The following is an 18,410-nucleotide window of genomic DNA, read 5'->3' as shown; positions in this document are numbered from 1 at the left end:
GCTTAGGTGCATGAATCGCTCATCGCTTTTTGGAGCCGCCGGGGGCTATGAATCAGCCGGCGGTCCTGGCGCTGCGCGAGCCAACGGGAACGATGACACGGAGGCGCCAATCGCGGGCGGGAGCGTGATCTCCCTGTCGAAGATCCGCACCTCCCGGCGCGATGGTGCCGGCGGGGCGGAAGCTAACGCCGAGGGGGCGGAAGTGCAGGAAAGCCTGGGGGTTATGTCCACACCGGGGGCGGGGGCCAGCAGAAACAACGGAGCCCACACCACAGTCTTCACCGTGGTAGTGGAGCACCATTTCCCGGGAGTGGGAAGATACTCCCGCCTGCTCAGCGTCTCCGGCGCCATGAGCGTGGCCGACTTCGCCGACGCGATCCTCACTAGCTTCGACTGGCCTGAATCCGTGAATCGAGTCCCCGAGGCGCACCCCACCCGCTACGTCGCGCGGACGGAGCGCGGCGCCGGCGCGCCCGCCCGCGCTGAGAATTCCGGCGCTGACAGTGCGGGCGCCGACACTGAAACTCCCGCCGCCGCCGACACCACCACCGAGCCAACCTGGAGTTTCCGCGCCCGCACTGCTGGCCGCGTGCGCGTCTACGCCAAGGGCGCAAACTCCATTGGCACTGCTCTCGGCGACATTTTCCGCCGCGGGACCATCGGCGTGCTGAAGGTAGGCCGCTACGACTTCAGCGTCAACGTCACAGACACCACCACCCGCCACGAGGAAATCGAGCTCGTCCCCACCAGCTCCCCCTTCGACGCCTCCTTCGACGCGCCGGGCGAGCCGGATGCCGAAGCAGTGCTCCTGGCCGCCGACTTCCTCGCCGATACGGAAGGCGATGCGGCTGAGGCGGGTGGCGTCAATAAGAATCAGGAAGACGAACTCGCCGCGCACCTGCACCCTGCGGGCATTCCGGCGCGCGTGGATGTCACGGAGGTGAACGTGGCGCTGGCGGGCGAGGATACCGTCGAGCAGATCCTCGCCGAAACCGATCCTGAGCTGCGGGAACTGCTGCACGAGCGGGCGCTGTACGAGTTCATTCCGCTGCTGCAGGCGCTGGACTTGGAGCGGCCGGCGAACGTCACCGAGCACGCCGCCGAGCTGCTGGCCGACGCGCCGATCGAGAAGAGCAAGATCGGGCGCGCGGCAGCGTGGGCGCGGATCATCGCGCTGTCCACGCTGGTGGATTCGGAGGTCGACGAGGTCAGCGAGGCTTTCATGTCGGCACTCGGCTTCACGCGCGCGGATGCGAAGCTACCGCCGACCGATACTGCCTTGGGTACTGACGCCCTCAGTGCCAGCGAGATCAAGTGGCTGTCGCGGCGGACCGGGCGCATCTTGGCGCAGGTGGGGGCGTGCAAGTGGGAGCCTCAGCCCGATGACCAGGCGGTTCCTTTGGTTCCGCAGTGCTCGCTGCTGGACCGCTTGGAGATGTACCGCTTCGTCCTGCAGCGCTAGCTTGGCTGGCGTGGCCGGGCTTGGCCTGCTGACCTGCCGGGCCTGCTGCAGTGCCAGTTTCGCCTCGCCTGTCCGTAGGCAGTGTCTAACTACTGGTTTGGCTAGCTTGGCCGGGCTTTGCCTGGTGTCCGGCTGGTCAGAATGTCGCTAGATCGGGAATACGTCGGTCAGGGCAGGTCCACCAGGGTGCCTAGCGGAATGGAATGTCGCTAGATCGGGAATACGTCGGCGCCCGCGGACCCCCGCAAAAATACACAACGCCCTGACCTGCGGCTTTGCGAATTTGCAAACCGCTCCCATTAACCCATTCCCGTTTTAACGACATTTCGACCCAAGGCAGTCCCCCGGAACCGCTTAGCCGGCCACGCATTCCCGTTCTAACGACATTTTGGGTACCGGTGAGGCTTCCGGAAGCCTCCAGCCAGCCCGGCTAGCGCTTGGAGATTCAGCCCGGCTAGCGCTTAAAGATGCAGCCCAGCTAGCGCTTGAAGCGCCAGTTACGGCTAGCGCTTGAAGATGAGGAACTTCTGGATCAGGAAGTTCAGCACCGTCGCCGTGCCCTGCGCAATCACAAAACTGATCGCACGTACCCAGAATGCATTCAGGTCAAAGCCTTCGAGCCACGGGATCGACACCTTGTACAGCCCCCACTGCACAATAAAGGTCAGCCCGTAGGTCACCATGGTGATGGCGAATCGGCGCCCACTCGGCTCCGCCTGGAAAGTCCACCGACGGTTAATGAAGTATGCCGTCAGGGTTCCCAGCACGAATCCCAGTGCCTTCGACACGCCATCGCTCAAGCCAAACGCAAAGGTGAACAGCGCTGTGGAGCCGAAGTCCACGACGGCGCTGAAACCTCCGACCAGCACAAACTTCACCAGCTGCGACTGAATGATCCGCTGCGCCCGGGTGGTGTGCTCCGACTGAAAGTTATCGCCGACCCGCGCGCCCTGCCCGGCAGCGGCATCGTCGGCAGCGGCGCCGGAAACCGCCTGGGACCCGCTGGAATTGTCAGCGCCGGTCGCGGCACCGGAAGCAGCGCCGGCACCACTGGAGTGCCCGGCCCCAGCGGGATCGGTGCCTGGCTGCGGCGAGGGGGCGTCATTAATAGAGTCATCAAAAGAAGGCTTAGACATCCGCATCACCCGCGCCCGCACCGGCACCAGAACCAGCACCGCCAGTCCGTGGCTCGACCACGCGCACCACCCGGCTGGCCTCGCGCGGCTTCGCGCGGAACGTCCACAGCTTGTTGAACAGGAAGTTCGCCGGCACCGCCAGGATCACACCAATGAAGTTGCCCCAGTACGCGCGCGTGCGCAGCCCCGTGGAGTTATCGAAAATGTCCTGCGGCAGGGCGATCGGCGACTCGGGGTTCACTAGTGCTGTCGAGACCACCAGCGTGATCAGCAGTCCGAACACGCCCACGGCCATGAACTGCGGCAGCTGCTTCCACCAAGCGCGCTTCGGCTCGTGGCGGAACGTCCAGTAGCGGTTCAGGCAGAAATTCCAGATGTTCGCCAGCAGAAACGCGACCACGGAAAACACGTGGTACCAGCGGAAATGGTACTGGGTTCCGAGGAGGTTCAGGAAGGCATCCTGCACGTGAATGTCCCAGCCGGCCTCCGCGAGCTTCTTCGACAGCACGAAGATCGCCTGGTTGACCACAAACCCCGATGCGCCGACGATCCCGAATTGGATGAACTGCCGCGCGACGTTGCGGCGGCGGTGCGTGCGGGAGAGGGCTGCGTCTTTGGCGTTCTTCTTATTGACGCCAACGTCTTCAGCGGGCTTGGTGGGCTCAGCGCTCGGGGTGGTCTGGGTTTCGGACACGGTCACTTCGGCTAACTTCATCCTCGGTTAGGTGGTGTTAGGCGGCGCCGGGAGTCTGCTCGGGGGCTGCTCAAGTGCTGCTCGGGGCACCGCGATAGTCACTTAAGACTACGCCCGTGACCGGGTAAAAGGGAAAATCCTGGCCGGTGTGTGCGCTTAAAAAGTTGCTTAGAACTCGCGCCCGCCCGTGCCTCGGGGGCGCAGCCGCGCTAGCGGCCCGGCCGGCGGAACTGCTCGCGCCGACCGAGCGCATGCAGCCGCAGCCACTCGGCGAACCCCTTCGGGTCCTTCTTCTGCACCAGGAAGAACCATCCGAAGCGGGCGTATTCCTGCGGCAGCAGCTTGCGCATGCCCGGCTGGTTCATGATGTACCCGCGGTTGCGGTACGTGAAGTAGCGCTTGAATTCATTGTCCGGGTACTGCGTGTGCATCTTCCCGCCGAGGATCGGCTTGAACTCGTCCGACCCGTCGGGGTGCAGATACGCGCAGGTCAGGCACGTTCCAAAGGGCAGGCCGCTGCGGACCAGGCGGCGGTGGTACTCCACTTCGTCGCCACGGATGAATAGCCGATAATCGGGCACGCCAATTATCTCCATCGCCCGCGCACTGATCAGCGCGCCGTTGAACAGGCTGGCGATCCCCGGCAGGAAAGAACCCTCCAGCTCGGATAGCGTCCGCCGCCACACCAACCCCTGGCGCAGTGGGAACGCCAGCCGTTCCGGGGCATCGATGTTGCACACCACCGGGCTGATTTCCTCCAGCCCCTCGCGCTCCGCAACCTCCTGCAGGGTGGCCAGTACGTGCGCGTCGGCAGGCCGCCCGTCGTCGTCGGCACACCAGATCGCGTCGGCACCCAGGGACAGCGCCGTCAGGAATCCCAGCGCGAAGCCCCCGGCTCCGCCCAGGTTCGTCGCGGATCCCACGTAGTGGCCCCGCGACCCGCACACCGCTTCCACCAGCTCGCGCACCGCCGGGTCGTTGCCGTTATCCACAACCACCACGTGCGCAACCTCCGCGCCCTCCTGGTTTGCAACCTGGCGCAGCGAGGCCTCCAGCAATTCCACGCGATTATGCGTGACGATCACTGCGGCGACGGTGTCTTTCCTGCTCAGCGGCATGTTTTAGGCCTGTTCTTTCTCTGCGACTAGCTCCTGCACCTCACGGCGGCGCACCTTGCCCAGCTGATCGGCGGGCAGCTCCTGGAATGCATGGAATACCTTCGGCACCTTATACGCAGTAAGTCGTTCTTTGGCGAAGGCGCGGAAGTCGTCGGCGTCAATAACAGCACCATTGGCCAGAACCACAGCCGCAGCGACGGTCTCGGACCCATCCTTGCGCTGCACGCCAACGACGGAAGCCTGCTCGATGGAGGGGTGCTCGCACAGGACTTCCTCGACCTCGGCGGGGTAGACGTTGAAGCCGCCGGTGATGATCATCTCCTTGATGCGGGAGACGATTTTCAGGTAACCGTCGGACTCCATGACGGCCATGTCGCCGGTGCGGAACCAGTCCTCGTAGAAGGCCTCCGCGGTGGCGTCCGGGCGGTTCAGGTAGCCCTTGAACACCTGCGGGCCGCGGACGACCAGCTCGCCAGCCTCCCCGTCGGGCATGGTCTCGGCGGGGTTGTCCGGGTTGGCGATGCGGATTTCAGTGGAAGGGAAGGGCACGCCGATGTAGCCCTCGCGGCCCTTGCCCATGGGGTTACCTGCGATGATTGGCGCGGTTTCGGTCAGGCCGTAGCCCTCCACGATGTTGCCGCCGGTGGAGCTTTCCCACTCGCGGACAGTCTCTGCGGGCAGTGCGCTGGCGCCGCTGAAGGAGTTGCGGATGCCGGAGAGCGGCATGTCACGCTTCGCCGCTTCCTTCATGATGTTTTGGTACAGCGCGGGCACGCCGGGCATCCAGGAGGGCATGTTCTTCTTCATCACGCGCATGACCAGCGGCATTTCAGGCGCGGGCAGCAGTTGGATTTCGCCACCGATCATCGGCGCGAGGGTGATGTTCATGGTCAGGCCGTAGGCGTGGAAGATCGGCAGCGCGGCCAGCATGACCTCTGGTTTCGGCCCCTTGCCCAGGCCCTTCACCCACGCCTGGCCCTGCCGCAGGTTCGCGATGAGGTTGCGGTGAGTCAGCACGGCGCCCTTCGGCTTGCCGGTAGTGCCGGAGGTGTAGAGGATCAGCGCGGGGTCGGTCGGGTCGATCTTTATATTCTTGACGCCCCCACGCAGCCACTTTTCGCCATTTCCGCCCGAGCGCATGAAGCTCTTCCAGGAGACGGCGGAGGGCGCCGGGCCGGTGAGCTTGTCCTTCATGGCCTTGATCTTCGGGATCGGCAGCTTCAGGGCGTAGCGCAGCGGGGCGGGCATTTCGTCGGGGAGGGTGACGGCGATGACTGTTTCGAGGGGGCTGTTCAGCCGGAGATCCTCGGCGATGTCGCTGACCTTGTCCCAGAAGAAGGCCACCTTGGCGCCGTGGTCGTTGAAGGGGTGGCGGAGCTCGGCGGCAGTGTACAGAGGGTTGTGCAGGGTGGGAACTGCGCCGATGTTCTGGATTGCGTAGAAGGCGATGAGGGCCTGTGGGCAGTTCGGCAGCGCGATGGCGACGTGGTCTCCGCGCTGCACGCCGAGCTTCTCCAGGGCTGCGGAGGCGATGGCGACCTGGCGGCCGTACTGCTCGTAGGTGGTGGCTTTGCCGAAGAAGGTGAAGGCGTTGCGCTCGCCGATCGTGTCCACCGCGTGCCAGAAGACTTCCGGGATGGTGAAGCCTGCAGGGTTTTCCGCCGGGTCGTCGAGGTCGATGGTGTGCTGCGTCCACGGGGTGTAGTGCTGCAGCCAGGCCTGGGAGTTGAAGGCCTCGGATGCGGTTGTGCCGTCGCCGACGGGGGTGCTGGCCGGAGTGGTTTCCTCGTTGCCGGCGGGGGTGCCTGCGCCGTTGTCGCCTGCTGGGTTGGTCAACTGTTTCACCTGGTTCTGCGTGCGTTGTTCGTAAGTTGTTCTACGTGTGCTTTGGGTTTAACTTGCTGATTCAATCTGATGGTTCAATGTGCAGGGCGTGGTTACGCTCACGTGCAGTATGCACTGTGCCTTCAGTCACGCCTGCGTGTCCGTGACCGAGTCTAACGCTTCGGGCGCTCCAACTGGCGGGGTTCTTTAATTCTCTTTTTATCTCTAGTTTGTGGCTAGCTCGCGCCGGGGCAGGGCGGACGGTTCGCGAAGCTGGAGGTGAAGGCGACGGGGGCGAGGGGGCGTCAAAAAGAAAGAAAAGAAGCTACGACCAGGCGAGCGCGCCGCCGCTCCAGAGGGTGCACGGCGGGCGGGTCGGACGTGCCGCGAGGGCGTGGAAATGCTCGGTGACCTGCTCGATTGCCCGGCCGGAGAGGTACGTTTCCGCCGTGACGCGCAGCAGCGTGATGCCGCGGGCTTGGATGTCGTTTTCGCGTTGGCGTTCCTTGAGCAGGGCGCGCTCGATGGCTGGTGCGGTGTCGCCGTACTTGTCGCGGCCGTCGTATTCGACGGCGAGGCCGACGTCGAAGAACATGTCTACGCGCCCGATGGTCCAGCCGCCTTCGTTGAGTATGTTGACCTGCTGAAATGGTGCGGGCAGGCCGTGTTCCCAGAAGCGGATCTTCAGCTGCGATTCGCGTGGGCTTTCGGAGAAGCGGGTGATGAGGCGCGCGGCCGTGCGGGCGTGTTGGGCGCCGTGGCGGATGGGCTGTCCACTTTGCCAGTCGAGCCACGTGCGCCATGCGTTCCACGTGATTTTCTCTGTGTGCAGCGCGGCCTCCGTGGCGATGACGGCATCGTCCAGCGAATGTCGAAGCCCCAGGTCGTGGCACGTATCCAGCAGCCCGCTGGTCCAAATCTCGCCGAACTCTGTGGGGATCAGCACGGCGCGCTGGCCTTGCCCCGGCGCCGCGAGGTAGCGCTCTGACCTGCCGTTTCTTCCCATAAGGCTTCTTTTTGGTGACGCCAACTCCACCGTCTCCGGCGGCCCAAACTTCTCGAGGGGCAGGCCGTGGAGGAAGGCTGCCGATTTGCCCGCCACGACGGCCGGGATTCTGTGGGAGTAGCGCAGGTATTCCGCCACGATGAAGGCCTGCGCTTGGATTTCTGCCGCGTTCGGTTGTTGGCCGATCTCACGCCAGAGACCTGCGGGTATATAGATCCCGCGAGCGAGGCGGACGGCCTCGCCTTTCTCTACCCAGCGTTGCCACTTCCGGGCTTGGGAGGGGTCGATTCGGCGCACATCGACCAGGTGTTTCACAGGCTGGTGATGCTTGGCTGGCGTGTAGGCGCTGGGTTTTGTGGTGTTTGGCTTGGTGGCTGTTGGCTTGGTGGGTTTGGTGTTTCTGCTGGTGGTGGGTTTGCTGATGCTTGCGTTGGTGTTATCCCCCGTCATGGGAGGTATTCTTACACTTTCTGCCCGAGTAGTGTGCTTGGGATCCGGTGCACTGAGGATAAATTGTGGACGGCACCTGACTTATCCACAGGTAGAAAAATTTTTGATGCCAAGTTCCTCGCGGTGGTGTATAGGAGCTGAATTCTCGCGCGGCTTCCTGGGTGGAAATGTCGGCAGGCCACCCGCAAACGCTGGCAACAAACCTGCAGATGTCGTTAGATCGGGAATGGGTGGCTCGCTGAGGGCTTCCGGGGGTATGGCCCAGTCGGAAATGTCGTTAGATCGAGAATGCGTTAATGGGAACGGTTTGCAAATTTACATAAGCGCAGGTCACAGCGTTGTGGATTTCTGTGGAGCTCTGCGGGCGCCGACGTATTCCCGTTCTAGCGACATTTCGACCCGGTGGTCGCCCTGCACAGCCTGATTTAGCTGGTGCTTTCCCGTTCTAGCGACATTCTGGCCCGTTATGCCCCCCACGCAGCCTGCTCCGGCCGACGTTTTCCCGTTCTAGCGACATTCGGGCCCGCCAAGCGCCCCCTCGCAACCCCCTGCGCGCCGAAACTCCCAGGCCAGGCGAACGTTCCAACCGCCGCCTGCTAGTGGGCGTCAATAAAAAATCCGCAACTACCGCGCCGCCAATTTCTGATTAACCAGCGTGTTCAGCGAAACACCCTCCGATTGCGCCTCGATCGCCAGCATCCGATGTAACGACGGCGAGGTCCGCACGTTGAACTTCCCCGAGAATTGCCGCAACCCCAGCGGCTCCGGCACGGTTTCTCCAGCTTGTGTCATGTCCTCTACAACTTCGGCCACCAGGTCCAGCAACCCAGCTTCGGCCTGCGCGCGGTCGGGAGCCAGCCACGACAGGGACGGAAACTCGGTCACAGTTGCGACGAATTCTTGATCCTCGTCTGACCAGGCAGTTTGGTAGGTGTACTTGTGCACGTCCATGGTTATCGCCCGCCTTTCTTGCGTCTAGTTTCCAGCTTGTCGACGGCCCGCAGGACCTGTCGGACCTGGTAGGGCTTCGCTTTCCCGCTGGAGTTTTGGATGTTCACGCGCGGGTCGCCGCGCCAGGGTGTTTTGTATGTTCGGTGGGAGGTCTTGGTTGTTTGCCGGCTTTCAAAATAATGGTCGCAGACCTTCGTGAGCTCGGTAAACCGGATGCTCGCGGGCGCTCTGCGCATTTTCTCGAGGATCTCGGGGACGCTGTTGCCCATGCAGTGATAGTACCACAGGTGGTACTATTTGTTCTTTCTTTCTGACGCCCTCAGCCTCTCCCTAGCCCCACTTGTGTCGCTGGGGTGTGGGGAGAGGTGGGTTGGCTGGTGGTCTGGGGGAGGCTGCGGCCCGCTGAAATGTCGTTAGAACGGGAATGGGTGGCCGGCTGAGCGGTTCCGGGAGGGGGCTTTGAGTGGGAGTGTCGTTAGAACGGGAATGGGTGGCCGGCTGAGCGGTTCCGGGAGGGGGCTTTGGGTGGAAATGTCGTTAGATCGGGAATGGGTGGCCGGCTGAGGGGTTCCGGGAGGGGTCTTTGGGTGGGAATGTCGTTAGAACGGGAATGGGTTAATGGGGCTGGTTTGAAAATAGGCAAAAGCGCAGGTCAGAGCTTTGTGGCTTTCTGTGGGGCTCTGCGGGCGCCGACGTATTCCCGTTCTAGCGACATTCTGGCCTTGCGGGAGGTTGCTTGAGCCTGATTTAACTGGTGCTTTCCCGTTTTAGCGACATTTCGGCCCGTCAAGAGCCCCGCGCAGCCTGCTCCGGCCGACGTATTCCCGTTCTAGCGACATTCGCAGTAGACAAAGGAGGGGGCAAGGCCAGCGGCCCAGCACCCCGCCAGCACTAACCCCGGCCCAGGTCCTTCAGCACCTGGCGGACGTGCGCACCAGCCTCCGGCCCCTCATAGGCCTCAACCACATCATCCACGCGGCCGACCTTCCGGACCTCTCCGTGGTCGATCCACAGCGCACTGTCACACAGCTGCGCCAGGAATTCGTTGCTGTGCGAGGCGAAAACCAAGATGCCGCTCCGCTCAACCATCTCCACCAGCCGCCCGCGCGCCTTAGCCATGAACGCCGCATCCACGGCGCCAATGCCTTCGTCCAGCAGCAGAATCTCCGGGTCGATGCTGGTCACAACCCCCAAAGCCAGCCGAATCCGCATGCCCGTCGAGTAGGTGCGCAGCGGCATATCCAGGTATTCGCCGAGTTCGCTGAACTCCGCAATGTCGTCCATTTTCCGCCGCATCGCCTTCCGCGTCTGCCCCAGGAACAGCCCGCGGATCATGATGTTCTCGTACCCGGAGATCTCCGGGTCCATGCCCACACCCAGGTCGAACACGGGTGCCACGCGCCCGCGCACGATCGCGGACCCGCGCGTCGGCTCGTAAATCCCACTGAGTAGGCGCAGCAGGGTGGACTTGCCGGCGCCGTTGTGCCCGACCAGGCCGATCCGGTCGCCGTCTTGTAGATGCAGATTGACGCCCTTAAGCGCCTCCACCATCACCGTATTCGACGAGTTCCTGCCGATCGCGCCGCCGGCAGCCCCCAGGAATGTCTGCTTCATGGAGCGGGTCTTCGCATCGAAGATAGGGAAGTCTACGCACGCGTCGTAAGTGTCAATCGAAACCATGTTGTCTCCTAAACCCTGTAGCTTCCTATACCCAGTAGCTCACGCGGAAGCGCCAGCGGCGCATCACCAGCAGGGCCAGCGCAAGCCCCAGCACGGTCAGCACGCCCACGATGCCCCAGTGGTAGGCGGGGACTGGCTCGCCGATCATCGGCCCGCGGACGATCTCCAGGTAGTGGTACAGCGGGTTAATCTCCGCAATCTTCGCACGCTCGGCCACTGCCCCGCCTTGGTCGCGGAGGGTTTTGGTGGTCCAGACGATGGGCGTCATATAAAAGGCCAGTTGGACCAGCGAATCCAGCAGCGGGGCTACGTCGCGGAAGCGGGTGGCGATGATGCCGAAGAACATGGTCACCCAGATGCCGTTGGCGATCATGAGGGCCATGGCGGGCACAACGAGCAGCACTTCCCATCCGAGCGATGGGCGGAATACAGCCAGCAGCACCAGCCAGATCACGAGGTTGTGTAGCAGGAAGAGGAATTGTTTCCACACCAGTCGGTATACGTGCACGGACAGAGCGGACGGCAGTTGCTTGATCAGCCCTTCGTTGGCGATGAACACCTCGGAGCCGTCCTTGATGCAGCCGGAAATGAAGCCCCACAGGATCAGGCCGACGGCGACGTGCGGCAGGAAGCTGGCGAGGTCTTGCTGGAACAGCAGGCTGTACAGCAGGCCGAGGGCCAGGGCCATCACGCCGGTGGCGATGGTGATCCACAGGGGTCCGAGGGTACTGCGCCGGTAGCGTTGCTTGATGTCCTGCCAGCCGAGTGCGAGCCATAGTTCGCGCTGCGCAAGCCCCTTCTTCAGGTCCGCCCACGCGGCGCCGAAGGTTTGGGAGTTGCTAGCTGGGATGTCGCCGTCTGCCGCGGCGGTGATCCGCTGAAGATCCGCGGCCTCTGGCATTTTTTGTGGCATTTGGTCCTGCTTCTTGTTACTGCTTCGCGTTTTCGTTGCTGTTGCTTTGAGGCAGTCTATTTTACTTTGTGACGCCCACACCTCCTATTCCCGGCGAGTCCCGCTTCTGCATTAGTGGCGGCGCGTGCGACAGTTAGCTGCTGCGACCGGGCGCGGTGTTGCCTGTCCGGATTGGGCGCTAGTATCGGTTGAGGTTAGTCCCCGGCCGGGTCGGGGAATGCTCATCGCCCTTTGAGGGGCGCCGCCGCGAGTCGCAAAAATGCGGCGCGAGGTGTGGAAAGTACTGTCCGAAGCAGTCTATATATAAGGAATGTAAGGAGAAGTCCAGTGTTCGATGTGCCACGGGTCCGGGGGTTGTATGCATCGCTATCGGATGGCTGGACGTACTTAAACGCGCAGGATTTCCCGCAGGTGCCGGAGCGGGTCACTTCGGCTGTGGCGCGGAGTTTCCGGGTGGCTTCTTTGCTGGAGCCGCCGGAGTCCGCGACCGGTTCGCATTCCCGCGCGCAGCGTCTGGGCCGCCGCATTGGTGAGTCTTTCGGAGATTCCGCGCGCACTGCGATTGCGGATCTGACGGGCGCGCGGCCGGAGAATGTGGTGCTGGGCGCTTCCCGCGAGGCGTTGCTGGATGATCTGGCTCATGCTCTGTACCGGCGCTTGCGCCTGGGCCAGGAGGTCGTGCTGTCCCGCATCGACGATCCGGCGAACGTCACTCCGTGGAAGCATGCGGCGGATCTGTATGGCGCGCGGGTGCGCTGGGCGGAGCCGGATCTTTCCAGCGGTGTGCTGCCGGCCTGGCAGTTTACGAACTTGGTGGAGCCGGAGACCACTGTGGTGGCCGTCTCTGCCGCGAACCGTTACGTGGGCACGGTGACGGATGTTCGCGCTATCGCCGATTGCGTGCGGGCGAAGTCCCGGGCGCTGCTGGTGGTGGACGTGGATTCCTTCGCCCCATATCGCGTGGTGGATGTGGAGCAGATGGGCGCGGACGTGCTGGCCCTGGATGTTGCCAGCCTGGGCGGGCCGAACGTGGGCGCGCTGGTGTTTAAGGACGATGCCACCCGCCGGGCCGTGTTCCGCTCTGGCCATGGCGTGGGCGTGGGTGGCGTGTCCGAGGGTCTGCTGGGTGGTGTGGCGGAGGCCGTGGACCACCTGGCTCGCCTGGATGATTCCGCCCGCGGCACCCGCCGTACCCGGTTGAAGACCGGCCTGCCGCATGCGGCGGACTACCTGAATTCCCTGGCAACGCACCTGGTGGAGGGCCTGCAGAGCCTCGGCACTGTCCATGTGATCGGCGTGGATGGCGACGGCCACGTGCTGGAGGATTTCGCCGCCGTGGATCGTATTCCGCGCGTGAGCTTCCTGGTGGATGGTGTGCCCGCGGGCGTGGTGGTGCAGCGCCTGCTGGCCAATGGAGTGGTCGCGGGAGTGGTCGCGCCGGGCCAGTCGCAGCTGCTGGAGCGCATGGGGGTCTTTGAGGAGCAGCCGGGCGGGAACTCTCGTGGTCGCCACGTTCGCAAGGGCGCGGACTCAGATACGGCTTCGGCCGCAGACGCAGCCTCGGCGCTGGGCTCGGCGCTGGATCAGGCCGGTGCAGTTTCCGTCGGGTTCGCCCCGCACAACACCGTGCATGATGTGGACCAGCTGGTGCGGGTGGTGGCGTCCGTAAGATAGCGTGGCCGTGTGCTTCGACTGATTACTGCGCTTACACCGATAATTTGGGGAACGACGTACATCGTCACCACGAACCTGCTGCCGCCTGGGCGGCCTCTGCTGGCGGGTGTGCTGCGTGCGCTACCTGCGGGTTTGATGCTGCTGCTGTGGTTTCGTAGGCTGCCGCGCGGCCAGTGGTGGTGGAAGTCTGCGGTGCTGGGGGTTGTGAACATCGGCGGCTTCTTTGCTCTGCTGTTCGCGGCGGCGTATCTGTTGCCGGGCGGGGTGGCGGCGATCGTGACGAACACGGCGCCGCTGTGGGTGATTGCCCTGAGCCCGGCGTTGTTGGGCACGCGCATTCAGCCGTACCAGGTGATCGGTGCGCTCGTTGCCGTGGTGGGTGTGGCTTGTTTGGTATTGACGCCCGCCGCGGCCCTGAATACCGGCGGCATCCTCGCGGGCTTAGGCGCCAGTGTGTGCATGGGTTTGGGCGCGATTCTGGCGAAGAAGTGGGGTAAGCCGGACGATGTGCCGCAGTTGGCGGTGACGGGCTGGCAGCTGACTTTCGGCGGGCTGTTCTTGGTTCCGTTGCTGCTGGTGATGGAGGGGTTGCCGGACCACCTGACCGGCCAGAATGTGCTGGGCTATGCGTACCTGACGATCTTCGGCGCCCTGATTGCGTATGGCATTTGGTTCCACGGTTTGGCGAAGTTGGACGTGGTGCAGGTGGCGATCCTGGGCGTGCTTTCCCCGGTGACGGCGACGTTCCTGGGAGTGGTGTTCGTCGGCGAGCGGCTTTCGCTGGTGCAGTGGGTTGGCCTGCTGCTGGTGCTGGCGGCGCTGGTGTTGGTGCAGACGGGCGGCTGGCCGCGGCGTGGCAAGCAGCGCGCCTAGCTCTGCGGTAGCTCGAGCACGATCTTGCCGGTGACCTCCCCTGCCAGTAGTGCCTTGTGCGCGGCGGCGGCTTCGGCGATGGGCATGATCCGGTCGATGTGGTGGGTGATCTGCTCGTTTTCCAGCAGTGGCCATACGTTGTGTAGGGTTTCGGCGACGATGCGGGCCTTGCCTTGAGTATCGCGGTAGCGCAGGCCGGTGGCGCTGATGTTGCCGCGTTTGTTGAGTAGCTTGGCGATGTTCAGCTCGCCCTTCACGCCGCCTTGCATGCCGATGATCACGATGTGCCCGTCGGGGGCTAGGGCCTTTATGTTGCGGTCGAGGTATTTTGCGCCGATGATGTCCAGGATTACGTCCGCCCCGCCGTGTTCGGCCAGGATGTCGGCGAAGTCCTCTTCCCTATAGTTAATGAGGATGTCCGCGCCGTAGCGGCGGCACACGTCTAGTTTCTCTTCGGAGCCGGCGGTGACGGCCACGGTGGCGCCGAGTGCTTTGGCTAGTTGGATGCCGAAGATGCCGATGCCTCCGCCGCCGCCGTGGAAGAGGATGGTATCCCCTTCGCGTAAGTGGGCGGTCATCATGATGTTGGACCAGACGGTGCAGGCAACTTCCACCACGCTGGCGGCTTCGGCGAGGCTGTATCCGGCGGGGATGGGGAGGAGCTGGCCTTCGGGCACGGTGGCGTATTCGCTGTACCCGCCTCCGGAGAGCAGGACTGCGACTTCGTCGCCGGGGTGCCAGGGGGAGCCGTCGGGGCGGGTGGCTCCGTTGGGGTCTTCGATCACTCCAGCGGCTTCCAGGCCAATGATGTCGGTGGTGCCGCGGGGTGGGGGATAGTGGCCTTGGGCTTGTAGGGTGTCTGCTCTATTGACGCCTGCGTAGTGGATGCGCACCAGGGCTTCGCCAGGTTGGGGATCGGCGATGCTGGTGGTTAGCCAGGCCAGGGAGCTGGGGTTTTCGGTATCGGTCTGGACGATTGCTTTGGTGGTGATGCTCATGGTCTCCACCCTAATGAATCATTGTGCGGCTGGAAATGGGTGCGTTGTGGTGTGGGGTGTAGGATGTTTTGAGCGGTATTGAGCCGTGTTGGAAGTATGGCAGAGCGGCCGAATGCACTGGTCTTGAAAACCAGCGATGGGAAACCATCCGGGGGTTCAAATCCCCCTGCTTCCGCAGATTGTATTGTTCTTCAATCAAATGGCGCGGAAAACCTCCGCGACCAGCGGCAACTCCTCGAGCCCCGCTCCCGGTGTACGCACCAGGAGCGGGGCTCCTGGCATCCCAGACTCAAACCCCACCCACTTCAACCTCCGCGCATCCACCGCGCGACGCCCCACCTGGAACCACCACAAAGCGTGCCCCACCAACGCCCACGAATCATCCGCGAAACGCACCACAAACACCCGATCCCCCAACTCCGCACGCCGCAACCCCTCCAACGCAGCCGCATTCTCCCTCGGCGCCACCGAGAACCCCGCAGCCGTCAAACGCTCCACCACGCCCAGGCGATGCACAAACCCCTCCGCATCCTCCACTACCAAAGGAGCCCCCGCCCGGCACGCCCGCACTGCCCGAAAACGCCACACCACCGGCTGAACCCCTGCACGCCGACCGCGCACAACCGCCCACCCCAGAGGCTCCCCCGGCTCCACTGAAAGCGTCACCACCGGCCCCGGATCGGCCGTCTCCACCACCACGGTGCGCGGGGCAGGGGAGGCCGAAGGGGCGTCACTAGACGAAACAGTAGGCACCTCCGACAAAACCGGGGAGAAAGAATAAGGATGACGGCGCAATAACTCATCGCACGCCTCCACCAGCTCCGCATCGGTGGCGTTGAAACCCACGCCCACCGACTCCAACTGAGCCCACAACTGCGCAAACGGCACCGAAGGCTGAGCCTCCCACGCCGCGCGCAGACGCTCCACCACGGCGGGGATGCGCGTCGGATCCTCCGGATGCACGGCGCTAGTCGGCCTGCGTGGCGGCCTGCGGGGAGTTAACCAGCCCGGCGGCCGGCAAAGCCCGGTCCAGCGCGCGGAGAAGCACATCCGTCTCCTCCGCCGTCGTCACCGTCACGCGCACGCCCTCGCCCGCGAAGCACCGCGCGATGACGCCCTCGCGCTTCAGCGCCTCGTCCAGCGCCTCCGCGCGCTCGCCCGCGTTCAGCCACACAAAGTTCGCCTGCGAGGGATACGTCAGCGGCTCGGCTGCCCCGGCCGCGGCGCCTGATCCGGCCCCGGCACCCGTGCTGCCGCCTGCGCCGCCAGCCCCAGGCGGAGCAACCCCCGCCAGGTACGCCTCCACCCGCTCGCGCTCCGCCACCGTCGCATCCACGCGCGCGGCCAGCTCGCCCTGAGCCTCCACGCTCGCGATCCCCGCCGCCTGCGCCAGCGCGTTCACACCAAAAGGAATCCCCACCTTATTTACGGCCTCCACCAGCTCCGCCGGCCCGACCAGGTAGCCCAGCCGCAGACCCGCCAGCCCATACGCCTTCGAGAACGTCCGGCACACCGCCAAGTTCGGATAGCGCTGCAGCTCCTCCAACGCCACCGGAGACTCCGCATCCCGGTTGTACTCCACATACGCCTCATCCAGCACAACCGTCACATCCGCAGGCACGCGCCCCATGAACTCACGGAACTCGTCGCGGCTCACCGTCGTGCCCGTCGGATTATTCGGGTTGCACACAAACACCAAGCGCGTACGCTCGCCGATCGCGTCACTCATTGCCTTGAGGTCATGACGCCCCCTCTTCAGCGGCACACCCACCCCAACCGCACCGGCGATCTTGCACAGGATCGGATATGCCTCGAACGACCGCCAGGCGTACACAACCTCATCGCCGTCCTTGCATGTGGCCTGCACCAGCTGCTGGCACAAGGCGGAGCTGCCATTACCTACGGCGACGTTGTCGAGGTCCACGCCCAACCACTGTGCGAGTTTCCCACGCAAAGCGCCCGAACCCATGTCCGGGTAGCGGTTGAGGTTCGAGGTGGCGTCATTAATAACGGCACTAACAGAAGGCAACGGCGACAGCGAAGACTCGTTGGAAGCCAACTTCAGCGCGCCCGGCTGCGTGGAGCCGGGGACGTACGCGGGCAGGGAGGAAAGATCGGGGCGAATCATACTGCACAGTGTAGTTGGCGCCGGGGACAGGACTTCGGGGAGGTTGCGGGGAGGCTACGGGGAGGCGTGGCTGGTGCAGACGGGGGCGTGGCCAGCAGGGCGGGCTGGGGAGCGGGCGGAAGGGCGGGCGGGAATTTGGGGAAGGTGGGCAGGTTGTGTAGGCTAAGTTCGGTCGAGATTGTGGTATCTGGAAACAGTGCTGCGATACGACGTTCGGAGGCGTGCCAGAGCGGCCGAATGGGGCTCCCTGCTAAGGAGTTGTCCCTTAGGGGACCGCAGGTTCAAATCCTGTCGCCTCCGCAACTTCGACAGAGTGCGTCAGCGCCAGAGCTGCCCACAAAAGCTGCCCGGTTACTTGTGGTGAGGTTCCGGGGCTAACAGCTGCGGACAGTGTTGTGGGGCGTGTGGTGCGCCTGTGGTGGTCCGCTGGGATTGTGCCGGCGTGAAGCACTTTGTCGAAGTTTCCAAGCGCCCGTAGCTCAACGGATAGAGCATCTGACTACGGATCAGAAGGTTGGGGGTTCGAATCCCTCCGGGCGCACGATTTTTTCCGTTTGGGGCTTTGGTTCCTGGCGGTTTTCCCCTGTGGCCGGCGGTTCTCCGCCGGCTGCGGGGGTTTGCTTTGCGCTGCTTGCGGGACCCTTGCCCCATGATCAGCGGTAGTCCCCGGTTGGCTGCGGGGGAGTAGCTTTGTGCTGGAATGCCATGCAGTTGGAACGTGTGCCGCGCGTGCGTGTGCACGCGCCGCGCTCCCTGACTGCAGCGCGCATGCGGAAGCATGGGCGCCGCAGGCGATATGGAGCCGACAGCGGCGGTCGCGTTAGCGAGCGCCTCCGCACAGTGCACACTTTGGCCGCAGAGGCCTCTGGCGCGCTTCGCGCGCCAGGTCTGCAGATCTTGTCCGTTTCGCCCGCGGTCCACTGCGTGATCCCCGTGGGATCCACGGTGCGCTGCTTGGTGTCCGTTTCACCCGTGGCGCACTGCCCCGTTCCCGTGGCGGTCACGCGAGCTACTTCATTCCCGTGACGGTCCTGGGGCACTACCTATTTCCCGTGGCGGCCGTGGTTTCATTTCCGCTGGTGAGGTGGGGATTTGTTGTTTTGCGCCCCCGGTGTGTAAAGTTAATCTGCGTTGCAAGGGCAACCTTGCAGACCTAATCGATGCCCTTTGGGGTAGAGGTGATGCGCCCGTAGCTCAACGGATAGAGCATCTGACTACGGATCAGAAGGTTGGGGGTTCGAATCCCTCCGGGCGCACAAATTTCCCCCGTGGCCAGCGGTTACCCGCCGGCCACGGGGGATTTCGCGTCCGGGGGTTGGCGTTGGCGGGTTAGCGCTGGGGGAGGCTGTCGTTGGCGTGGCGCCCGCTGGTGTGGAGGCGCCGGGGAGGGGTGTAGCTGTTCGCAATTGAGCGCTCGAAATGCTGAAGCTCTGTAAGCGCCATAGACGGCCGAAACGGGGGAGGGGGATACCTGGATAAGGGTGCGAAATTGCGCCCCTCATT

General features: G+C 64.0%; 15 protein-coding genes and 4 tRNA genes. 7 read left to right on the top strand and 12 right to left on the bottom strand.

Annotation, left to right across the window (positions count from 1 at the left end; genetic code table 11):
- Positions 1-10 precede the first annotated feature (10 nt).
- Entirely contained in the window at positions 11-1,462 is a 1,452-nt protein-coding gene (locus L8V00_RS08005; protein WP_269944709.1) for a hypothetical protein, read from the top strand.
- 503 nt (positions 1,463-1,965) lie between these two features.
- Here the strand turns inward: L8V00_RS08005 and L8V00_RS08000 are convergent.
- The 9 genes from L8V00_RS08000 to wzm form a co-directional block, all read right to left on the bottom strand.
- Positions 1,966-2,598 carry a GtrA family protein gene (locus L8V00_RS08000; protein ID WP_269944708.1) on the bottom strand — a complete coding sequence of 211 codons (633 nt, stop codon included), beginning with the start codon at positions 2,596-2,598 and terminating at the stop codon, positions 1,966-1,968.
- Positions 2,591-3,313: a GtrA family protein gene (locus tag L8V00_RS07995; protein WP_269944707.1), complete on the bottom strand. Its 723-nt coding sequence runs from the start codon at positions 3,311-3,313 to the stop codon at positions 2,591-2,593. Before L8V00_RS07995 ends, L8V00_RS08000 begins: the two co-directional genes overlap by 8 nt.
- 188 nt (positions 3,314-3,501) lie before the next feature.
- Complete coding sequence (glfT1, locus tag L8V00_RS07990) at positions 3,502-4,410, bottom strand: galactofuranosyltransferase GlfT1 (protein WP_035003584.1); 909 nt, start codon at positions 4,408-4,410, stop codon at positions 3,502-3,504.
- Between the two features lie 3 nt (positions 4,411-4,413).
- Positions 4,414-6,255 carry a long-chain-fatty-acid--CoA ligase gene (locus L8V00_RS07985; RefSeq protein ID WP_269944706.1) on the bottom strand — a complete coding sequence of 614 codons (1,842 nt, stop codon included), beginning with the start codon at positions 6,253-6,255 and terminating at the stop codon, positions 4,414-4,416.
- Between the two features lie 304 nt (positions 6,256-6,559).
- Positions 6,560-7,690 carry a hypothetical protein gene (locus tag L8V00_RS07980; protein ID WP_269944705.1) on the bottom strand — a complete coding sequence of 377 codons (1,131 nt, stop codon included), beginning with the start codon at positions 7,688-7,690 and terminating at the stop codon, positions 6,560-6,562.
- Positions 7,691-8,314: 624 nt separating this feature from the next.
- The gene (locus L8V00_RS07975; RefSeq protein ID WP_049049004.1) at positions 8,315-8,641 is read right to left on the bottom strand and encodes a type II toxin-antitoxin system HicB family antitoxin; all 327 of its coding nucleotides are present in this window, start codon (positions 8,639-8,641) and stop codon (positions 8,315-8,317) included.
- A gap of 2 nt (positions 8,642-8,643) precedes the next feature.
- Positions 8,644-8,910: a toxin HicA gene (locus L8V00_RS07970; protein WP_011274309.1), complete on the bottom strand. Its 267-nt coding sequence runs from the start codon at positions 8,908-8,910 to the stop codon at positions 8,644-8,646.
- 622 nt (positions 8,911-9,532) lie between these two features.
- Positions 9,533-10,321 (bottom strand): galactan export ABC transporter ATP-binding subunit Wzt/RfbE, encoded by a 789-nt coding sequence (gene wzt, locus L8V00_RS07965; RefSeq protein WP_070488618.1) that lies wholly within the window; start codon positions 10,319-10,321, stop codon positions 9,533-9,535.
- A gap of 25 nt (positions 10,322-10,346) precedes the next feature.
- Complete coding sequence (gene wzm, locus L8V00_RS07960; protein ID WP_269944704.1) at positions 10,347-11,234, bottom strand: galactan export ABC transporter permease subunit Wzm/RfbD; 888 nt, start codon at positions 11,232-11,234, stop codon at positions 10,347-10,349.
- Between the two features lie 327 nt (positions 11,235-11,561).
- Here wzm and L8V00_RS07955 point away from each other — a divergent pair, with 327 nt between their 5' ends.
- Positions 11,562-12,908, top strand: coding sequence for an aminotransferase class V-fold PLP-dependent enzyme (locus L8V00_RS07955; protein ID WP_338027547.1), 1,347 nt, complete (start codon positions 11,562-11,564; stop codon positions 12,906-12,908).
- A gap of 9 nt (positions 12,909-12,917) precedes the next feature.
- The gene (locus tag L8V00_RS07950; RefSeq protein ID WP_269944702.1) at positions 12,918-13,781 is read left to right on the top strand and encodes an EamA family transporter; all 864 of its coding nucleotides are present in this window, start codon (positions 12,918-12,920) and stop codon (positions 13,779-13,781) included.
- On the opposite strand, the gene L8V00_RS07945 is transcribed toward L8V00_RS07950, so the two are convergent.
- Positions 13,778-14,779: an NAD(P)H-quinone oxidoreductase gene (locus L8V00_RS07945; protein WP_269944701.1), complete on the bottom strand. Its 1,002-nt coding sequence runs from the start codon at positions 14,777-14,779 to the stop codon at positions 13,778-13,780. The genes L8V00_RS07950 and L8V00_RS07945 overlap by 4 nt on opposite strands.
- 90 nt (positions 14,780-14,869) lie before the next feature.
- On the opposite strand from L8V00_RS07945, the gene L8V00_RS07940 reads away from it, so the two are divergent.
- Positions 14,870-14,954, top strand: a tRNA-Ser gene (locus L8V00_RS07940).
- Between the two features lie 20 nt (positions 14,955-14,974).
- Here the strand turns inward: L8V00_RS07940 and L8V00_RS07935 are convergent.
- Together L8V00_RS07935 and L8V00_RS07930 are read right to left on the bottom strand one after the other, a co-directional pair.
- Positions 14,975-15,742, bottom strand: coding sequence for a hypothetical protein (locus L8V00_RS07935; protein WP_269944700.1), 768 nt, complete (start codon positions 15,740-15,742; stop codon positions 14,975-14,977).
- Positions 15,743-15,746: 4 nt separating this feature from the next.
- Positions 15,747-16,907: a pyridoxal phosphate-dependent aminotransferase gene (locus L8V00_RS07930; RefSeq protein ID WP_269944699.1), complete on the bottom strand. Its 1,161-nt coding sequence runs from the start codon at positions 16,905-16,907 to the stop codon at positions 15,747-15,749.
- A gap of 215 nt (positions 16,908-17,122) precedes the next feature.
- On the opposite strand from L8V00_RS07930, the gene L8V00_RS07925 reads away from it, so the two are divergent.
- The 3 genes from L8V00_RS07925 to L8V00_RS07915 all read left to right on the top strand — a co-directional run bounded on the left by L8V00_RS07925 (position 17,123) and on the right by L8V00_RS07915 (position 18,163).
- Positions 17,123-17,207 (top strand) — tRNA-Ser (locus L8V00_RS07925).
- Positions 17,208-17,375: 168 nt separating this feature from the next.
- A tRNA-Arg gene (locus L8V00_RS07920) sits at positions 17,376-17,448 on the top strand.
- A gap of 642 nt (positions 17,449-18,090) precedes the next feature.
- Positions 18,091-18,163: transfer RNA gene (locus tag L8V00_RS07915), tRNA-Arg, on the top strand.
- Positions 18,164-18,410 lie beyond the last annotated feature (247 nt).

Origin of the sequence: Corynebacterium evansiae, from assembly GCF_027570065.1 — a bacterium.
Taxonomy (GTDB): domain Bacteria; phylum Actinomycetota; class Actinomycetes; order Mycobacteriales; family Mycobacteriaceae; genus Corynebacterium; species Corynebacterium evansiae.
Note: the sequence above shows the minus strand (reverse complement) of the source record. Positions and strands in the feature narration are given on the sequence as shown.